General features: G+C 54.2%; 10 protein-coding genes. 7 read left to right on the top strand and 3 right to left on the bottom strand.

The features are described 5' to 3' along the window. Window positions 1–6: 6 nt before the first annotated feature. Window positions 7–2,388, bottom strand: coding sequence for a PAS domain-containing protein (locus tag K7P01_RS10790; RefSeq protein ID WP_267292791.1), 2,382 nt, complete (start codon window positions 2,386–2,388; stop codon window positions 7–9). 147 nt (window positions 2,389–2,535) lie between these two features. Between K7P01_RS10790 and K7P01_RS10785 the strand changes: the two genes are divergently transcribed. Continuing rightward, window positions 2,536–2,961: a PH domain-containing protein gene (locus tag K7P01_RS10785; protein WP_267292789.1), complete on the top strand. Its 426-nt coding sequence runs from the start codon at window positions 2,536–2,538 to the stop codon at window positions 2,959–2,961. Between the two features lie 6 nt (window positions 2,962–2,967). On the opposite strand, the gene K7P01_RS10780 is transcribed toward K7P01_RS10785, so the two are convergent. Both K7P01_RS10780 and K7P01_RS10775 read right to left on the bottom strand, forming a co-directional pair. Beyond that, window positions 2,968–3,171 (bottom strand): hypothetical protein, encoded by a 204-nt coding sequence (locus K7P01_RS10780; protein WP_254082215.1) that lies wholly within the window; start codon window positions 3,169–3,171, stop codon window positions 2,968–2,970. Window positions 3,172–3,328: 157 nt separating this feature from the next. Beyond that, window positions 3,329–4,507 (bottom strand): LacI family DNA-binding transcriptional regulator, encoded by a 1,179-nt coding sequence (locus K7P01_RS10775; protein WP_267292786.1) that lies wholly within the window; start codon window positions 4,505–4,507, stop codon window positions 3,329–3,331. 237 nt (window positions 4,508–4,744) lie between these two features. Here K7P01_RS10775 and K7P01_RS10770 point away from each other — a divergent pair, with 237 nt between their 5' ends. From K7P01_RS10770 to K7P01_RS10745, 6 genes are read left to right on the top strand one after another with little or no spacing between them, the layout of a single operon-like run. Continuing rightward, entirely contained in the window at window positions 4,745–7,783 is a 3,039-nt protein-coding gene (locus K7P01_RS10770; RefSeq protein WP_267292784.1) for a SusC/RagA family TonB-linked outer membrane protein, read from the top strand. Between the two features lie 33 nt (window positions 7,784–7,816). Beyond that, on the top strand, window positions 7,817–9,328 hold the full coding sequence (locus K7P01_RS10765) for a RagB/SusD family nutrient uptake outer membrane protein (protein ID WP_267292782.1): 1,512 nt from the start codon (window positions 7,817–7,819) through the stop codon (window positions 9,326–9,328). A 12-nt stretch (window positions 9,329–9,340) separates the two neighbouring features. Continuing rightward, window positions 9,341–10,156 (top strand): sialate O-acetylesterase, encoded by an 816-nt coding sequence (locus tag K7P01_RS10760; RefSeq protein ID WP_267292780.1) that lies wholly within the window; start codon window positions 9,341–9,343, stop codon window positions 10,154–10,156. Further along, entirely contained in the window at window positions 10,153–12,138 is a 1,986-nt protein-coding gene (locus K7P01_RS10755) for a glycoside hydrolase family 2 protein (RefSeq protein ID WP_267292778.1), read from the top strand. The genes K7P01_RS10760 and K7P01_RS10755 overlap by 4 nt, the downstream gene beginning before the upstream one ends. A gap of 15 nt (window positions 12,139–12,153) precedes the next feature. Beyond that, window positions 12,154–14,430 carry an FAD-dependent oxidoreductase gene (locus K7P01_RS10750; protein WP_267292776.1) on the top strand — a complete coding sequence of 759 codons (2,277 nt, stop codon included), beginning with the start codon at window positions 12,154–12,156 and terminating at the stop codon, window positions 14,428–14,430. A gap of 1 nt (window position 14,431) precedes the next feature. Continuing rightward, complete coding sequence (locus K7P01_RS10745) at window positions 14,432–17,005, top strand: glycerophosphoryl diester phosphodiesterase (protein ID WP_267292774.1); 2,574 nt, start codon at window positions 14,432–14,434, stop codon at window positions 17,003–17,005. Window positions 17,006–17,009: the final 4 nt, after the last annotated feature.

The raw sequence follows: 17,009 nt of genomic DNA, 5'->3' as shown, positions 1-17,009 counted from the left end.
CACTGTTTATTGCATTACTGGTAAAATGATATAGAATGTCGACCCTTGCCCTGGTGTCGAATGCGCGTAGATCTCCCCTTTATGGTTCATGACGATCTTTTTGCACAATGCCAGGCCGATGCCCGTGCCGGGATAGGACTGGCGGTCGTTGAGGCGTTGGAAGATGACGAAGATCTGCTCGGCATATTCTTCGGAGAAGCCGATGCCGTTGTCGGCAAACTCCAGTTGTATATGGGCGCGGTTGTGATCTATTTCGAGGTGTGTTTTTACTTCGGTTTCCGTTAGCGTGCGGGCGTGGATGTGTATGAGCGGCGGCCGGTCGGTGGCGGCAAACTTGAGCGCGTTGCTCATGAGGTTGGTGAAGAGCTGGTTGAGTTGCAACGGGATACCGCGGATGATGGGGAGCGGATCGACACGGACGGTAGCTTTTTTCTGTTCGATCAACAGCTCGAAGTCGTTGTGTACATTGGCGACGATCTCGTTAAGATCGACCGCGGTAAAGATCTCGCCTTCGCGCGAGAGCTGGGAGAAGTTGAGAATACTTTTGATAAGCGCCTGCATGCGCGTCGACGCGGCGGTAATTTTGTTGAGGTAGCCTTCGGCACGTTCGGGCATCGTGCCGATACTGCTGCGCAGCATTTCGCTGAACGTGGCGATCTTACGGAGCGGCTCCTGTAAGTCGTGGGAGGCTACATAGGCGAACTGTTGCAGCTCGATGTTCGAGCGCTTGAGGTCACGGGTACGTTCTTCGATCTTGCTTTCGAGGCTTTCCTGAAATATTTTTTGATCGTGCACATCGGTGCACGTGCCGACCCACATCGTTGGCTCGCCCTGGGCGTTGAAGATCGGTACAGCCTGCGTGAGGTGCCAGCGGTATTCACCCCAGTTCTTTTTATATCGTACTTCCCGTTTAAACGGGACGCGTGCTTCTATACACTCCCGCCACTGACGAATCGTGCCGGCAATATCGTCGGGATGGACTACGGCCGTCCAGCCATCACCTTCACCCTCGTGCGGGTGCTGGCCTGTGTAATGATACCATTGCTCATTGAGGTAGGTAGTATCGCCGGCAGGATTGGTCGTCCAGGCCATCTGCGGCAGCGATTCGAGTATAGTCTGTAAATAATCGCGCGATTCTTCGAGCTTTTTTCGCGCGGCCACTCTGTCATTGACGTCGAGGATCATGATCATGACGCGGTTGTCTTCTGTCTCCGGATCGTTGATCGGCGCGTAGGCGAGGTCGACGTAAATTGTTTGCAGGGAGCCGTGTCGCCGCAGGCGCAGCGGGACTTCTTTGAAGTTATAGGGCAAACCGGTTTGCATGGCATGTGCCAGGGTAGACTCCAGCTCTGGCGTTCGACCGTCGGCCAGGATTGTCCACAGTTGTTTGCCAATATACTGTTCGCGGGCGCTGCCTGTCCAGTTGAGGTATGCATCGTTGACGATCTCGATGGTGAAGTTCTCGTCTTTGACAATGATGATACCCGCGGGCGTTTCGTTGACGAGCGCACGGAAGTTGCGCTCGTTCTCAATCAACTCTTTCTTGACCACTACCGACTCCGTCACATCGATTGCCATGTGGTGGACGCCATAGATCTCACCCTCGGCATTTCGGAGGGCTTTGTAGGTATAGTTGAAATAGAAATCTTCAAGCTTACCGTTTTCAAATAACTGGGCTTTGTCTTCACGCCCCTCGTACGTCTGTCCCGTAATATAGACGCTTTTGAGCCGTTCGATGAAAGGCTGACCTTTTAGTTCGGGTATCGCCTCTTCGAAGGGTTTGCCAATGATGGACTGGTCTTTATCCCAGAACTTCAACATGACGTCATTGGCATATTGGATACAAATCTCGGGTCCGGTATAAAGTGCCGAGCCGACCATGGATGTCTCTGTGATCAGCGTGCGGAACCGTTCCTCGCTGTCGCGCAACACACGTTGCGAAGCTTCGTCGGCCATCCGAATGGCCTGCTGGGCTTTCTCCTCGGCAAGCACCACCTGTTGTTTTGCTTCTACCTGGTCGGTTACTTCGTACCCCATCAGGAGTACGGACTCGATCGAGCCGTCGGCGGCACGCAGGGCTTTGCTCATGAAATTAGCATACACGGTACGGATCGTGCCATCTGATTCCCGTAGGTGTACCTTATTTTCCCGGCCTTCGTAACCAATACCGGTGCGGTACACTGCGGCGACGGCCTCGTAAGCACCCTGACCTTTAAGTTCGGGCATGGCGACGAGTAGTGGCTTCCCGATAATAGAGGCATCCCGACCCCAAAGCCTGAGCGTCGCGTCGTTGGCCAGCGCAATGACCAGCTCAGGTCCGGTGAGCAGGGCGGTTGAGATAGGTGCTTCCTTGAGGAGATGTAGTAGTCGGTCCTTGGATTCCTCCATTGTTCAATGACGCTTGTCTATGCGCATGGCATAGCATGTTAGAGACGCGGTAAATTTAAAAAACTATGCCGTAGATCATAGGCAATTTCGAGATTTGCATCAATATGGTCGGTAATTTGTATCTTGTTCTTGTTATCATGCCCTGTTATGAACGCAATGCAATATCCCAGTAGGAAAGGCGTGCTGACCGGCAGCATTATGGCCGGCGTGGTATTATTCATGATCGGTGAGATGCTGTTGATCCCGGCATTGCAAAAACCGAGCGTGTATGCTATTTTTTGCTTGCCCATTGCGCTGATGGCATGGACATGGTTTGGCACCTCGTATAGGATCGATGCCAGTCACCTGCATTTTGCCTCGGGTCCATTTCGGGGCAAGATTGCGTTAGCGGACATCACACAGGTGACGTGCGGTGAAACGATGTGGGCCGGCTACCGGCCGGCATTGGCGCGTAAGGGTATCGTTGTGCGATACAAGCGTTGGAATGAGATCTATATCTCCCCCCAGAAGCAAGAGACCTTTGTCACCGAGCTGGTGACGCTCAATCCGAAGATTGTTGTCGTAAAGAAGTGATGATGCTTACCGGGCGATAACCTGGTAGCTCTTTTCGCCGGACGCTTCTACTTCGCGGATTACGCGGCTTTGTTGCAGCTCTTGCAGCATCTGACTCATGATCGCTTCGTTCTCTGCACCCAGGTGGGCGAGTAATTCCTGATACGTTTTGATGTCGTTGGGAGCCTTGCGGAAGCTGGTGATGAAGTTCAGAATATCAATCTTTTTCATGGGGCGTCGGCCGGTTTGGTCGGCTACAGAAAGCCGACAACAATCCTTATGCCATATGAAAATGTGCCCTTCCTTTACGTTAATCCATGTGTGTATCGCAACGGCTGTCCGTAGCCGGTCAATGTCTGCACGCTTGCGGATGGCGGGAGCGATGTGATCAGGAAGCAAAAGCCTTCGTGCGCAACGACGATGCGCGGATGATCAGCTCGGTCTTTAGCACGCGCTGTATGGGAACAAAAGGACCTTCTTCCTGCTCGATCTCCTGTAATAAGAATTGCACGGCAGTCTTGCCAATCTCATCAAGCGGTTGCGCGAGGGTAGTCAGTGCCGGGTCGATGAGCGCCGAGGTTGGCTCGTTACTAAAGCCGACCACTGCCAGCTCGGCAGGTATACGAATGTTGCGGCTTTTGGCCGTGAGAATGACCTGGATGGCGGCGGGGTCATTGACGGCAAAGATGGCATCGGGTGGTTGCGGTAGGTCGAGCAGCCGGCACGCGCAGGCTTGTGCGCTTGCTTTGCTGAGATCGTAGTATACAATCAATTCTTCGTCGACCGGCAGGTTGTGGTCGTGCAGTGCGTCGAGGTATCCTTGCAGGCGCTCGCGCCCGATCTGCAGGTTTTGCGGGCCGGCCAGGTGGGCAATGCGGCGGCATCCTTGCTGGATGAGGTGGGTCACACCTTTATAGGCGCCGTCATGGTCGTCGACCAGCACTTTGGAAACATCGAGCCCTTCGCAGATGCGATTAAACATCACCAAGGGAATACCTGCCTTTTGAAATTTACCGAAATGCTCGAGGGTTTTGGTTTCACCGGTGACAGAGGCGATGACGCCGTCTACACGGCTGGCCAGGAGCACCTGGGTATTGGCGATCTCGGTCTCGAGCGACTCGTTGCTTTGGCAAATGATGACGTGGTAGCCCGCGGGGTTGGCGACTTGCTGCGCGCCAATAATAATATAGGGAAAGAAGCTGTTGATAAATTCGGGCACGATGATGCCAAGAGTGTAGCTGCGGCTCCTGGCAAGGCCCAGCGCAAGCAGGTTGGGTTGATAGTCCAGCTGCAGGGCCATGTCGAGTACAGCCTTGCGGGTGTTGGCGTTGATGTCGGAGTGGCCTTGCAACGCGCGCGATACAGTAGACTTCGAGATGTTCAGCGCGCTGGCGATGTCCATGATGGTGGTCTGGTGGCGGCGGTTTAGCATGGGTACCTCGGGCTCCGCGCCGGCCGGCTGACTGAAGTAACAGTCGCAGCGCTTACAATAGTACCGTTGTTTGCCGCGCACGATGCCCGCTTTTGCAATGGCATCTACATCCCCACATTTAATGCACTTGACCATGATCAGATTTAGGCTCGGAGGACCAGGATCTGTGGTCATCCATCTTGAAAAGTAGCAAAAAAAATTCGGCTTCGGAATGCCGCTATCGATTGAAATTTTTACCACGGTAACGATTTCGAAAACTACCGGGAGCGCTTTCGCAACCGGTCTCGATAGTTTCTGAAGGCCTGTTTCAATCGTTCGCAACGGGTTTTTTAAAGACATCCCTTACTTTTCCGGTCACAAACTAACACACCTATGAGAAATAACTCTACGAAACTGCTGGTCCTGTTATTCGGGATTCTGCTTTATTTTCTGGCCAGCCCTGGCTCCGTCTACGGTCAGGGGGCTACGGTGCAGGGGAAGGTGAGTGCGGAGACGGGTGAGGCGCTGCCAGGCGTGAACATCGTTGTAAAAGGATCATCGCGGGGAACTACATCCGACGCCAATGGCGAATATGTATTGCAAGGCGTGAAGCCGGAAGAAGTACTGGTGTTTTCCTTTATCGGGTATACCGCACAGGAGATTACCATCGGCCAGCGTACTACGATCGACGTAGTGTTGGGGGCCGACATCGAGACACTGAATGAAGTGGTTGTAGTCGGGTACGGCACGCAGCGGAAAATCGAGACCACGGGCTCTATCGCCTCGGTCAAGTCAGACGACATTGTACAGACTCCGGTGACCAACGTCGCACAAGGTCTGCAGTCGCGTGTGGCGGGCGTGCAGATTACGCAAAACTCGGCTGCGCCGGGGGGTAATATCAGCGTCCGCATACGCGGTACAAACTCCATCAACGGTACGTCTGAGCCTTTGTACGTAGTCGACGGTATACAGATTTCCAATGCCGGGGGTATTACAGATGTGAGCCCGCTGTCGATGATCAACCCCAATGACATCGAGTCGGTCGATATCTTGAAAGATGCGTCGGCGACAGCTATTTATGGTGCGCGGGGCGCGAACGGTGTGGTGCTCATTACAACAAAACGCGGTAAAGCGGGCTCTACGCGGGTGACGTACGACGGTTATTACGGCGTGCAGGAGGTTCGGAAAAAACTGGATGTACTGAATGCCGCGGAGTTCGCGCAGTTGGAAAACGAAGTTTACAAGACAGCGATCTATGCAGACCCCGCTGCGGAAGGTGAAGGTGTGGACTGGCAGGACATGATCTTTCGTTCTGCGCCCATGCAAAGCCATCAGCTTTCCGTAAACGGCGGCAGTGAAAAGACACAGCTGGCACTGTCGGCCAATTATTTTGATCAGGACGGTATCATCATCAACTCGGGGTTTAAACGGTATTCACTGCGGCTGAACATGGACCACCGGGTCAGCGACCGCGTAAAGATCGGAACGAGCATCATGGGCAGTAATACCATTAGCCAGGGCATCCCCACGGGTGTCCAGGACGTTGGAAATGCGGACGTCGTGACGGGGAGCATTGTGGGCGCCGCCATCGGCGCACCCCCTACGCTGAGGCCCTACCGTGACGATGGCACGCTGTTCCCGTTTGCCGAACAGCGGGACGGCCGTTACCGGGAAGTGACGAATCCGCTGGGTCTTGCATCGGTGAAGAACGAAGACAAGATCCAGCGTATGCTGGGCAACGTATATGGCGAAGCGAAACTCGCCAAAGGCCTGACATACCGCGCATCGTTTAACATAGACATGCAAAGCGGTTTGCGCGATTATTATTCACCACGGTATATCGTCGCCACGAAAGATCTGAATGCCAGCTCGGGCACTGCGAGGAAGACCAATACAAATAACATCATGCTGCTGCACGAAAGCATCTTGACGTATGAGCAGCGCATTGCCGAGGCGCACACCGTAAAGTTCACGGGTGTGTTTGCCACGCAGTCGACACAGTACCGCGAAAACTATACGATTGGCAATGGATTTCCGAACGATGCGACGACAAACGAGGCGCTGCAGCTGGCGACGAGTGTGTCGACTGCCAGCAAACGGACGAAGGAGCGCCTGGACTCGTACATGGGTCGGATCAACTACGGGTTTAAAGACAAATATTTCTTTGACGTGACGGCCCGGGTGGATGGTTCGAGCAAGTTTGGTGAGAACTATAAATATGGCTTCTTCCCGGCGGCATCCTTTGGCTGGCGGATCATTGAAGAAGAATTTATGCAGGCTATTCCGGCGGTCACCGATTTGAAGTTGCGCGGCAGCTATGGCCTCACCGGAAATGCCGGCGCGATCGATCCGTATAAGTCCCTGCCGTTACAAGGGCCGGGCAGTGATTATCAGCTCAATCATACCTATGTGAAAGGGATTAGCCCGCTGGGACTTTCGAACCCCAATCTGCGGTGGGAGAAGTCGCTGCAAGCCAACCTGGCATTGGATATAAGCCTGTTCAACAACTGGTTGAACCTGACGGTGGAGGTATATAGAAAGAAAACAACGGACTTGCTGTATGAAAAGACGCTGCCGCTGTCGTCGGGTTATGGCACGATCATGACTAACCTGGGCGGTATCGAAAACAAAGGGTTGGAGCTCTCGGCGAATGCCCGTATCCTAGACGGTGATCTGAAATGGAATGTGTCGGCCAACTTTACGGCCAACCGCAATAAGGTGACAGATATCGACGGTGGTGTTACACAGGAGCGGTTCATTACCAACTATACCTTGCTGAAAGTGGGCCAGCCGCTGGGTGTCTTCAAGACATACCTGTTTGATGGCATCTATCAGACGGGTGAGACGATTATACCCGGTGCCGACGGCCGCATTGGTGGCACAAAGGTACAGGACTATGATCAGAACAATGTAATTACGGCGGGCGACCAGGTTATTACCGGCGACCCGAACCCGGATTTTATCTTTGGTTTTTCCACCAGTCTGGCGTATAAAAAATTTGATCTGAGCGTATTTCTGTCGGGCACCTACGGCAATGATGTATATAATGTAAGTCGTGCGTCTTTTGAAAACCCGCTGGGCCAGCGCAATCTGCTGCAAGGTACGGTAAACCACTGGACGCCGGAGAATCCTAATAATGAATATGCGGGCGCCCTGCAGGCCGGTCGCTTGCCGATCACAAACCGGTTTATTGAAGACGGATCCTATCTGCGCTGCAAGAACGTAACGCTCGGCTATGTGTTGCCGCAGATCAAAGGGGTTAACCGGGCGCGCATCTATGTCAGTGCAAACAACTTGTTTACGGTCACAAACTACTCGGGTTACGATCCGGAAGTAAACACGTATGCCGGGCAAAACACCGCGATCGGTATTGACAACTTCGTATACCCATCGTCAAAGTCATTCCTGGGTGGCATACAGGTAACATTCTAATCGAAAGAAACCAGAACATTCAATAAAGGCTATATGAACAATATTCTCAAAGCTTTTCTTCTTACCGGCAGCGTAGCGCTGGCGCTCGTGTCGTGTGAGCTGGAAGAAGAAGTTTATTCTTCCATCTATACGGAGAATTTTTATAAGACGGCGTCGGATGCCGAGGCGGCCATTGCTGCCGCCTATGATCCTATTTCGGATATGTACGGCGGGCCGGCGGCCCTGTTGGCGTCGGACTTGAGCGCCGATCAGACGTATCCGCGCATCGCGGTGTCGCGCAATTCGCTGACGTTGTTCTCGTACGACGCCAGCTATACAGCACAGCGCACGGCGGGTCGCGTGAACGAATCGCCGCAGCAAATCTGGGCATCGTCCTATGACGGTATTGAGAAATGCAACTGGGTGATCGAGCGGGTGCAGAGCACACAAATGGACGCCGCACGAAAGAAAGAAATTATTGGCGAGGCGTATTTCCTCCGGGCCTTTTACCACTGGACGGTTACTAAAAACTTTGGTGATGTCGTGGTGAAGACGAAGGCCAGCGACGTGGAGGCCAATGCCTATGTGGGCAAAAGCGCCAGGGCCGATGTGTATAAACAAATTTATAGCGACCTGGATTCGGCGGTGGCCAGGTTGCCCGAGCATTCGGCGGGGTTGGTGAAGGGGCGTCCTTCTAAACAGGCTGCGTTGGCGCTGTATGCAAAGGCGGCTTTGTATAACGAAGACTGGGCCACGTCCCTGGCAAAATCTGAGGCTGTTATGACGAATGGCTATCTTACCCTGATGGATAGTGTACGGGATATATACGATGTGACGAAAGAAGATATTGCACGGGTAGAAAATATCTTTGCGTACGAAGCAGAGTCGATCAATTCGGTGTCGGGATCCACATCATCGAAGTCGCACCAGATGACCGGTCTCTGTGGCCCTCCGGGCAATGCAGCGCCCGCGTATGGTAAGACTACCTATGGCTCTTTCTTTGCCTACCAGGCTTTCTTTAACTCGTTCGATCCGAAGGACCGCCGGCGAGGCATGCTGGACACGATGTTCGTGAAGTCAAATGGCGCAGTGGTACGCCAAAAGGACATTACGCCCATTACCAAGGATGCTGTATTGGTAAAGAAATACCAGGACCCTGTATCGCCGACGGGTGCCACGACCAACAATATTCCGATTTTGCGCATGGCGGATGTATACCTCATGGCGGCGGAAGCCGAGGCACGCAATCAACAGGGGGCCACGCAAAAGGCGTATGACTATATCAATGCAGTTCGCGAACGGGCCATGATCGATGATCTGCCTGCGGGTATGAGCTTGCCTGACTTTATTGACGCGGTATTGCAGGAGCGTTCGTGGGAGTTTTTCGCCGAGGGTGACCGTTGGTACGACCTGACGCGTACCGATACGTTCCTGGAGGTGATACCGGCTGCGGTCAACAGTGTCTATGGCGAGCGACATCCGGCGGCCAGGCACCGGTATTTCCCGATCCCACAAGATGAGATCAATGCCAATACGCTATTGGAGCAAAACGATCCCTGGAAATAACGGGTGCGGCGAATGCGGATACTTTTCACACTTTGGGTATTACATATGGTAGGGTTGGGCTATGCCCAGGACCTGCAGCTATACCTGCTGGCAGGCCAAAGCAATGCGGTGGGGCAGGGTGATAGCGCCTTGTCCCCCGTTTGCTCCGCCGGTGCGGCGTGGGAATATGTCGCGACCCGGGATGTGTTGGTGGCGTTGAAAGATCCGTTTGGGAAAGACGAGCTGCATTTTCAACGTGCGCATACCGGCAGCCTGGCGCCGGCACTGGCGGAAACGTTATATCGGCGTACCGGTAAACCGGTGGTGTTGATCGCGGCCGCCCGGGGTGGCAGCTCGTGTCACCAGTTGGCAGAGCTTGGCGACTATGGCACGTGGGATGTGCGGGGGCGTTTGCTATTGATGCCGTTGGCCCTTCAGAAGGTACAGGCCGCGGAGCGGAAAACGGGTAAACACCTGCAGGGGATCATCTGGGTGCAGGGTGAACGCGATGCGAACGCTATCAACGACGGGAAGCTTACGGCCGAACGCTACCGGCAAGCATTGGAAAGTGTTATTGCCAGGTTTCGCGAAGCGTTTGGGAAAGAGCTTCCTTTTTATATCGTGCAGACCGGGTATTATACCGGTCATCCGCGGGCCGGCTTTGACGCCGTTCGCCAGGAACAAGAGGCAGTGGCTGCCGCGGATCGCCATACACGGATTGTGTACCGCGGCACCACATCTTTTGCAGACAAGGGATGGATGCATGACGCCATTCATTATAATCAAACAGGTTTAAATCATATCGGCACCGCGGTCGCGGAGGCCCTCGTAAACAATTATCGTCCATGAAGCTTAGGTATTTATTGATCGTCTTTTGTTGTCTACCGGTTTGTCTGCTGGCCCAACAGCGCACTGCCTTGCACGGCGAGTGGAGCTTTGCGCTGGACCCGGTACAGGTGGGGGAAGCTCACGCATGGTATAGACCCAATTTTCCGTTGACCCGGTGGGACAAGGTAACGGTGCCACATTGTTTATCCGTCGACCCACGGTATATGCTCTATACCGGCACGGCATGGTATATAAAGAAATTTCAACACGCTGCCATACCGGCAGGGCATCGCGCATACCTGCGGTTTGAGGCGGTGTTTTATAAAGCCCAGGCATGGCTGAACGGTCAGAAGGTAGGCGGACACGAGGGTGGTTACACACCATTCGAATTGGATATTACGGAGGCACTGAAGGGTGAGAATACACTGGCGTTACAAGTGAACAATGCCTGGGATACAACAACGATTCCCGGCGCGAAGACGCGTATTCCGGATACGGATGAAAATACAGGCCAGCTCTTTCCGTGGATTAACTACGGCGGCATTACACGGGAAGTATATGTCGTTGTGCGGCCGGAAGTATATGTACAGAATGTAAAAATCACAGCCGACCCGGACCTGGTCAAGAAGACGGCGAAAGTATCGTTGGCCGTGCACGTGAGGAATGCCAGCGGTCGCGCAGCGAAACCGGCCGTGCACGTGACGTTGTATCGCGGGGGCGATAAGGTGCCGGTCAGGATCGCGGTAAAGGTGCCGGAGATACCGGCGGGCGCGACAACGGTTGTGCAGGCAGAGGCTGTGGTGCCTGCGAAGGAAGTGAAGTTGTGGTATCCCGACGATCCCGTGTTGTATAAGGCCGAGGTGGTGACTGGTGCGGATACCTTGTCGCGCATGTTTGGCATTCGCCAGGTGGCCGTGCAAGGCACACAGTTGTTATTGAACGGAGAGCCTATTCGCATGGGTGGCGGCAACCGGCCGCTCGACTATCCGGGCTATGGCTCGATGGACCCGACAACCGTATTGGAGAAAGATCTGACATTGATGAAGAATGGTAGCATGGAGCTGTCGCGGATCAGCCACTATCCCGTGTCGACCCAGTTGCTGGATTGGGCAGATGCCCACGGTCTGCTGATCATTGCCGAAGCGGGCAACTGGCAGTTGACGCCGAAGCAAATGGCAGATCCAACCATGCGCGCGCGGTACCAGGCGCAAATGCGCGAGATGATGGAACGCGATTGGAACCATCCCTCGGTGATTGCGTGGAGCGTGGGGAACGAATATCACTCCCATAAGCCCGAAGGACAGGCCTGGACAAAAGATATGTACGCCTATGTCAAGTCGATCGATGCTTCGCGGCTCGTGACGTTTGCCAGCATGTTTGTGTTTCGCGACATCATTCAGAAGCCGGAAGATGAGGCGTCGCAATATGTGGACTTTGTGAGCGCCAATATCTATGGCGACCATTTAAAGAACTTAAAGCATATCCATGCCTTATATCCGAACAAGCCGGTATATATAAGCGAGTTCGGCCTACGCACCGATGGTGTCAAGGATGAAGGAGACCGCGTGCGCCATTTGCAGAAGGCTATGCAGGATTTTCGGCAGTGCGATTTCCTGGTGGGCGCGTCGGTCTGGACGTTTAACGATTATATGAGTCGTTTCCCCGGCACCAATCCCAATGGCTACCGGCCGTGGGGCCTAATCTCGCCGGAGCGCGACCTACGGGGTATGTACCTGACATGGCAGGAAGAATTTGCGCCGGCCACCCTCGCGGTAAAAGTGTCGGATAAGCAAGTGGCGGTTACGGTCACAGCACGCAACGATTTTCCGCGCTATACGCTGCGCAACTATACCGTGCAATGCGGCGGTAAGTCTGCCAAGATTGACATGTTAAAGCCGGGCGAAAGCAAGACGCTTACCCTGGAGGTTGCACCGGGTGCGGCCGATGTGAGTCTGGTGAAGCCGGGTGGCTTTGTCGTGGTTAAGAAATCCATTCATCCTTAAACGTTCAACGGTAACATGATTGTATCGGAAAGTATAGCGTCCAGGTCGCTGCGGCAAGATGTGCTGTCGGCGGACCTGGTGATTGTAGGCGGAGGTTTGTCGGGTACCTGTTGTGCCATTACGGCGGCACGGGAAGGCCTGAAGGTAATCCTCGTGCAAGATAGGCCGGTGCTGGGAGGCAATGCTTCCAGTGAAGTGCGGCTGTGGGTGTTGGGCGCGACGTCGCACATGGGGAATAACAACCGATGGTCGCGTGAAGGCGGTGTGATCGACGAGATCCTCGTGGAGAATATGTACCGGAATCCCGAAGGTAACGCTGTGATCTTTGATACGGTGTTGCTCGATAAAGTAGTAACGGAGCCGAATATTACGCTGTTGTTGAATACGGCCGTCATGGAAGTGACCAAGGCCGGCGATGCGATTGCGTCGGTGCGGGCCTTTTGTAGTCAGAACTCGACCGAGTATGTGTTGAGGGCACCGCTGTTTTGTGATGCATCGGGTGACGGTGTTGTGGGCTTTCTGGCGGGCGCGGCATTTCGCATGGGCGCAGAGACCCGGGAAGAGTTTAATGAACGATTTGCACCGGAGAAAGAGTATGGTGAGCTGCTGGGGCATTCGCTCTACTTTTATAGTAAGGACGTGGGCAAGCCTGTTGACTTTGTAGCTCCGGCTTATGCGCTGCATGACATCACGCAGATTCCACGGTACCGTAAGTTCAATGCAAAAGAATATGGCTGTAACCTTTGGTGGGTGGAGTATGGTGGCCGGCTGGATACCGTACACGAAACGGAGACGATCAAGTGGGAGCTGTGGAGGGTGATCTATGGTGTGTGGAATTATATCAAGAACTCCGGCAAATTTCCCGAGGCGCGCAATCTGACGCTTGAGTGGGTGGGTACGATTCCGGGCAAACGGGAGAGCCGTCGGTTTGAAGGTGACTATATTTTAACGCAGCAAGATATTGTCGAGCAGCGACCGCACGATGATGCCGTGGCGTTTGGCGGCTGGTCGATTGACTTGCATCCTGCGGACGGTGTGTTTAGCGAGCGGCCAGGGTGTAATCAATGGCATGCGAAGGGTATTTATGACCTGCCGTATCGCAGTTATTATAGCCGCAATGTAAAAAACCTGTTTCTGGCCGGTCGTATCATCAGCGTCAGTCACGTGGCATTTGGTTCGTCGCGTGTGATGGGCACAAGTGCCTACGGTGGCCAGGCGGTCGGCATGGCAGCGGTGGTGTGTAAGCAGTACAGTGTCTTGCCTGCCGAATTGTTAGCGAAAGGTTTGGTGCCGGAGCTTCAGCAGCGGTTAATGGTGCGTGGACAACATTTGCCGCGTTTGCGCCTGCATGATAAAAAGAACCTGGTGAACGATGCGTCCCTTCATGCGTCGAGCACGCTGGCGCTACAGGCATTTCCGGAAGGTGAGCTGCGGCCGCTGAGTCCCGCCGTGGCGCAAATGTTGCCATTGCCGGCAGGGCCGATGCCCGGTATATCCTTTCATGCCTATGCGGAGGAGCCTGCTACATTGGAAGTGGAGTTACGCGTAAGTAGCAAAGCCGGTAATTATACACCCGATGTAACACTGGCCACGGTGCGCAAGGAGCTGGCCGCCGGTAAGAACTGTGTTGACCTGGTATTTGATGTTGAGCTTCCGGATACTGCGTATGCGTTTATTGTGTTCCGAAAAAACCCGTTGGTGAAAGTGCCGTTCTCTTCGCAACGTGTGACGGGAATGTTGTCAGTGTTTAACCACATCAACGAAGCCGTGTCTAATTATGGTAAACAAACGCCACCCGATGACATTGGTATGGAGACGTTTGAGTTCTGGTGCCCGCAAAGACGCCCATTGGGGCAGAATGTAGCGCTGCGGTTGTCACAGCCGTTGACGTGCTTTGGTGCGGAGAATATTCGAAACGGCATGGCACGGCCGGTGGACGGCCCCAATGCCTGGGTGGCGGACAGTAAAGATGCTGAGCCCGTACTAACCCTGACGTGGGACGGCCCGCGCACCATTCGTACGGTGGTGTTAAAATTTGATACGGACTTTGATCACCCCATGGAGACGGTGTTGATGGGCCACCCCGAGAACGTGATGCCGTTCTGCGTGCGTCGGTATACGTTGCGTGATGAGCGAGGGACGGTAGTGTATCATTGTGAAGGAAATTACCAGACACAGAACGTGATCCGATTCAACGAGCCGGTGACAACGCGCTCGCTGACTTTAACGGTAGCACATCCGTCGGCGGAAGTCCCGGCGGCGGTATTTGAAGTACTTTGTTATGAATATTGACATGAGCAGAAGTATATCAATAAGCGTTTTAATCGCCGTGCTCGGCGTGGCGGCCTGTAAACAAAAGGATGTAAGCCTTACCAATGACCGGCTGCAGCTTCACTGGAAGCAAGAGGCGGACGGCTGGCACGCCACCGGTGTGCGGGTACGTGTGGGAGGCGCCTGGCAGGAAGTGGGCAAGCCGGAGGGAAGTTATACATTACTTTACAGCGAGCAGAAGCCGGATAGTACACCGACCGTGTTTAAAACAAATACGGGTGTACCATTTCCCGAGCCGGTATATAGATATCAGCAGGCTTTTTGGAAAGATGCTACGTCGCCGGTATCGTTAAATACGGCGGGTGAAGCGGTTACAGGATATCCGTCGGATGTGAAGGCCGACGGCAGGCGCCTGGTATTTACCGTTGACAATGCATGGGCCAGCATCTCGGCATCATGGGCATTGGATGAACGGTTTCCAAACGACGTGATTGTAGAGCACCAGTGTGTCGTGAAGAAACCGGGGTATTATTCCTTTGCTACGCCTGCGTTGGCGACGGTGCCGGAGGCTGACATGGCGTGGGCCACGGTGCCGGGGTATTTCCAGGGCGACTCGGTTCAGCCCGATTTTGTCCGGGCGTATGCGTACGGGCAAGGCGTGCCGGCCTTGCCAGTGATCTATCGCGAGCGTTGTGCCAGTACCCTGGCGGCGATTGTCGATACGAAGCAGTCGGTGTCGCTGGCAGTGATACCCCGTCCGGGGTTGGGCCGCGATCCGTGGGCACACGATCACATCACGCACGAGGACTGGCACATCGGCTTGTCCCACCGCAACCGTGCAGGCGCTTTATCACCTTCACTTTATTATCCGGTATTGGGCCAGAAGCCCTCGCATCTGCAAGCCGGTGATACGGTAAAGTTTGCCTTTCGTTATAGTTTGCGCCACGGTACGTGGTATGACCAGGTGAAACATACCGCCAACGATATATATCAATTTAAAGAAACGCTGGCGCTGCGTCAGAACAAACAGTCGCTGACACATCGCATCGAAGCCATGTACCGTTACCTGACGGATACAAAAACTTCGATGTGGCACGTGGAGTCGTTTGAAGGCAGACAGATCGGCGGGCAATCCTATCTCGGTGGTGTCGTGGGTTCGCAGGGCGATGCCATCAAAAATTCGGACTACGGTGCGATGTGGATGCTGGCCCGGGCTACCGGCGATCCGGCGTTGCAGAAAAACGTATTGCCCTATGCTCTTAACTTCAAGCTGGCGCAACAACAAACCACACCCGGGTTCTTTCAAGGTGCTGCCATGGGGCAATACTATCTCGCCAAACGCAAAGTGTTCGTGGAAGAATGGGGTGAGTTTGTAGAGCCGGTGAGCCTGACATACTACACCATGTTAGACGACGGGAACATTTTGCTGTTTGAGCCTGATCACAAAGTATTGTTGGAGCGGTTGCGCCTGGGCGCCGAGCTATTGTTGAAGTGGCAACAACCGGATGGCAGTTGGAAGGTGGCGTATGATCAGAATACGAAGGAACCGTTGTTTCAGGATATTGACGATCTGCGGCCAACCTTCTATGGATTGATGGTGGCACATCGCATTTTGAAAGATCCCAAATACCTGGCGGCAGCCGAGAAAGGTGCGGCGTGGTTTATACGGCAGGGTGTAGAGAAGGGACATTTTATTGGTGTATGTGGTGATGCGCGGTATGCGCCGGACTTTGCTACAGCACAATCGGCACAGGCACTGCTGGACCTATACGATATTACAAGCAAGAAGGAGTACCTGGAAGCGGCCTTGAAAACGGCCCGGATCTATACTACGTCTATTTATACGCATCCCATTCCCAGCCGGCAGCCGAAGACTGTATACGGCACCTCCCGCGAAGATTGGGAGATTTCACAGGCTGGGTTGAGCTTTGAGCACGGCGGCATTATGGGCTCTGCACAGCGGCAGGGGCCGATACAACTGGCCAGCCATGCGGGCTTATTTGTGCGGGCGTTTCAACTGACGCAGGACTCACTGTTTATTGATATGGCCCGTGCGGCAGCCATCGGCCGTGATGCCTTCGTTGATTCTGCCACAAGCGTGGCGTCGTATTACTGGTATGCCATGAACAAGGGCGCGGGGCCGTATCCGCACCATGCCTGGTGGCAGATCGGATGGATCACGGACTACCTGTTGGCAGAGGTGCAACTGCGTTCCGCCGGTGACATTACCTTTCCGCGCGGCTTTGTGACACCGAAGGTCGGCCCGCACCAAAGCTACGGTTTTGCGCCGGGTACCATTTATGGAGATTTAGCCGACCTGGTGATCCGGCCGGGGCTGATCGTGTGCGACAATCCGTCTGTGGAATACATAACAGCATATTCTGCTTCCAAAAATCGCTTGTTTGTCATACTATTGAATGATCAGCCTATAGCGGTGCAAGCACCGGTGGCGATACACGTAGACAAGTGGAAGCCCGGCGTGCGGGTAAAGGCCCTGACAGCGGTGCCCGGTGGGCAGTCCGTAGCGAGTGGCCCAACCGTGGATGTCTCGTTATCGCCGTATGGCCTGGCCGTATATGCGCTGGATCTTCAATAATGCT

This window comes from Parachryseolinea silvisoli (assembly GCF_021190955.1).
Taxonomy (GTDB): Bacteria; Bacteroidota; Bacteroidia; order Cytophagales; family Cyclobacteriaceae; genus Ohtaekwangia; species Ohtaekwangia silvisoli.
Note: the sequence above shows the minus strand (reverse complement) of the source record. Positions and strands in the feature narration are given on the sequence as shown.

Coding starts and splice junctions, on each gene's coding strand:
- K7P01_RS10790 (WP_267292791.1), bottom strand. CDS start 2,388: ATGGAGGAATCCAAGGACCGACTACTACATCTCCTCAAGGAAGCACCT.
- K7P01_RS10785 (WP_267292789.1), top strand. CDS start 2,536: ATGAACGCAATGCAATATCCCAGTAGGAAAGGCGTGCTGACCGGCAGC.
- K7P01_RS10780 (WP_254082215.1), bottom strand. CDS start 3,171: ATGAAAAAGATTGATATTCTGAACTTCATCACCAGCTTCCGCAAGGCT.
- K7P01_RS10775 (WP_267292786.1), bottom strand. CDS start 4,507: ATGGTCAAGTGCATTAAATGTGGGGATGTAGATGCCATTGCAAAAGCG.
- K7P01_RS10770 (WP_267292784.1), top strand. CDS start 4,745: ATGAGAAATAACTCTACGAAACTGCTGGTCCTGTTATTCGGGATTCTG.
- K7P01_RS10765 (WP_267292782.1), top strand. CDS start 7,817: ATGAACAATATTCTCAAAGCTTTTCTTCTTACCGGCAGCGTAGCGCTG.
- K7P01_RS10760 (WP_267292780.1), top strand. CDS start 9,341: ATGCGGATACTTTTCACACTTTGGGTATTACATATGGTAGGGTTGGGC.
- K7P01_RS10755 (WP_267292778.1), top strand. CDS start 10,153: ATGAAGCTTAGGTATTTATTGATCGTCTTTTGTTGTCTACCGGTTTGT.
- K7P01_RS10750 (WP_267292776.1), top strand. CDS start 12,154: ATGATTGTATCGGAAAGTATAGCGTCCAGGTCGCTGCGGCAAGATGTG.
- K7P01_RS10745 (WP_267292774.1), top strand. CDS start 14,432: ATGAGCAGAAGTATATCAATAAGCGTTTTAATCGCCGTGCTCGGCGTG.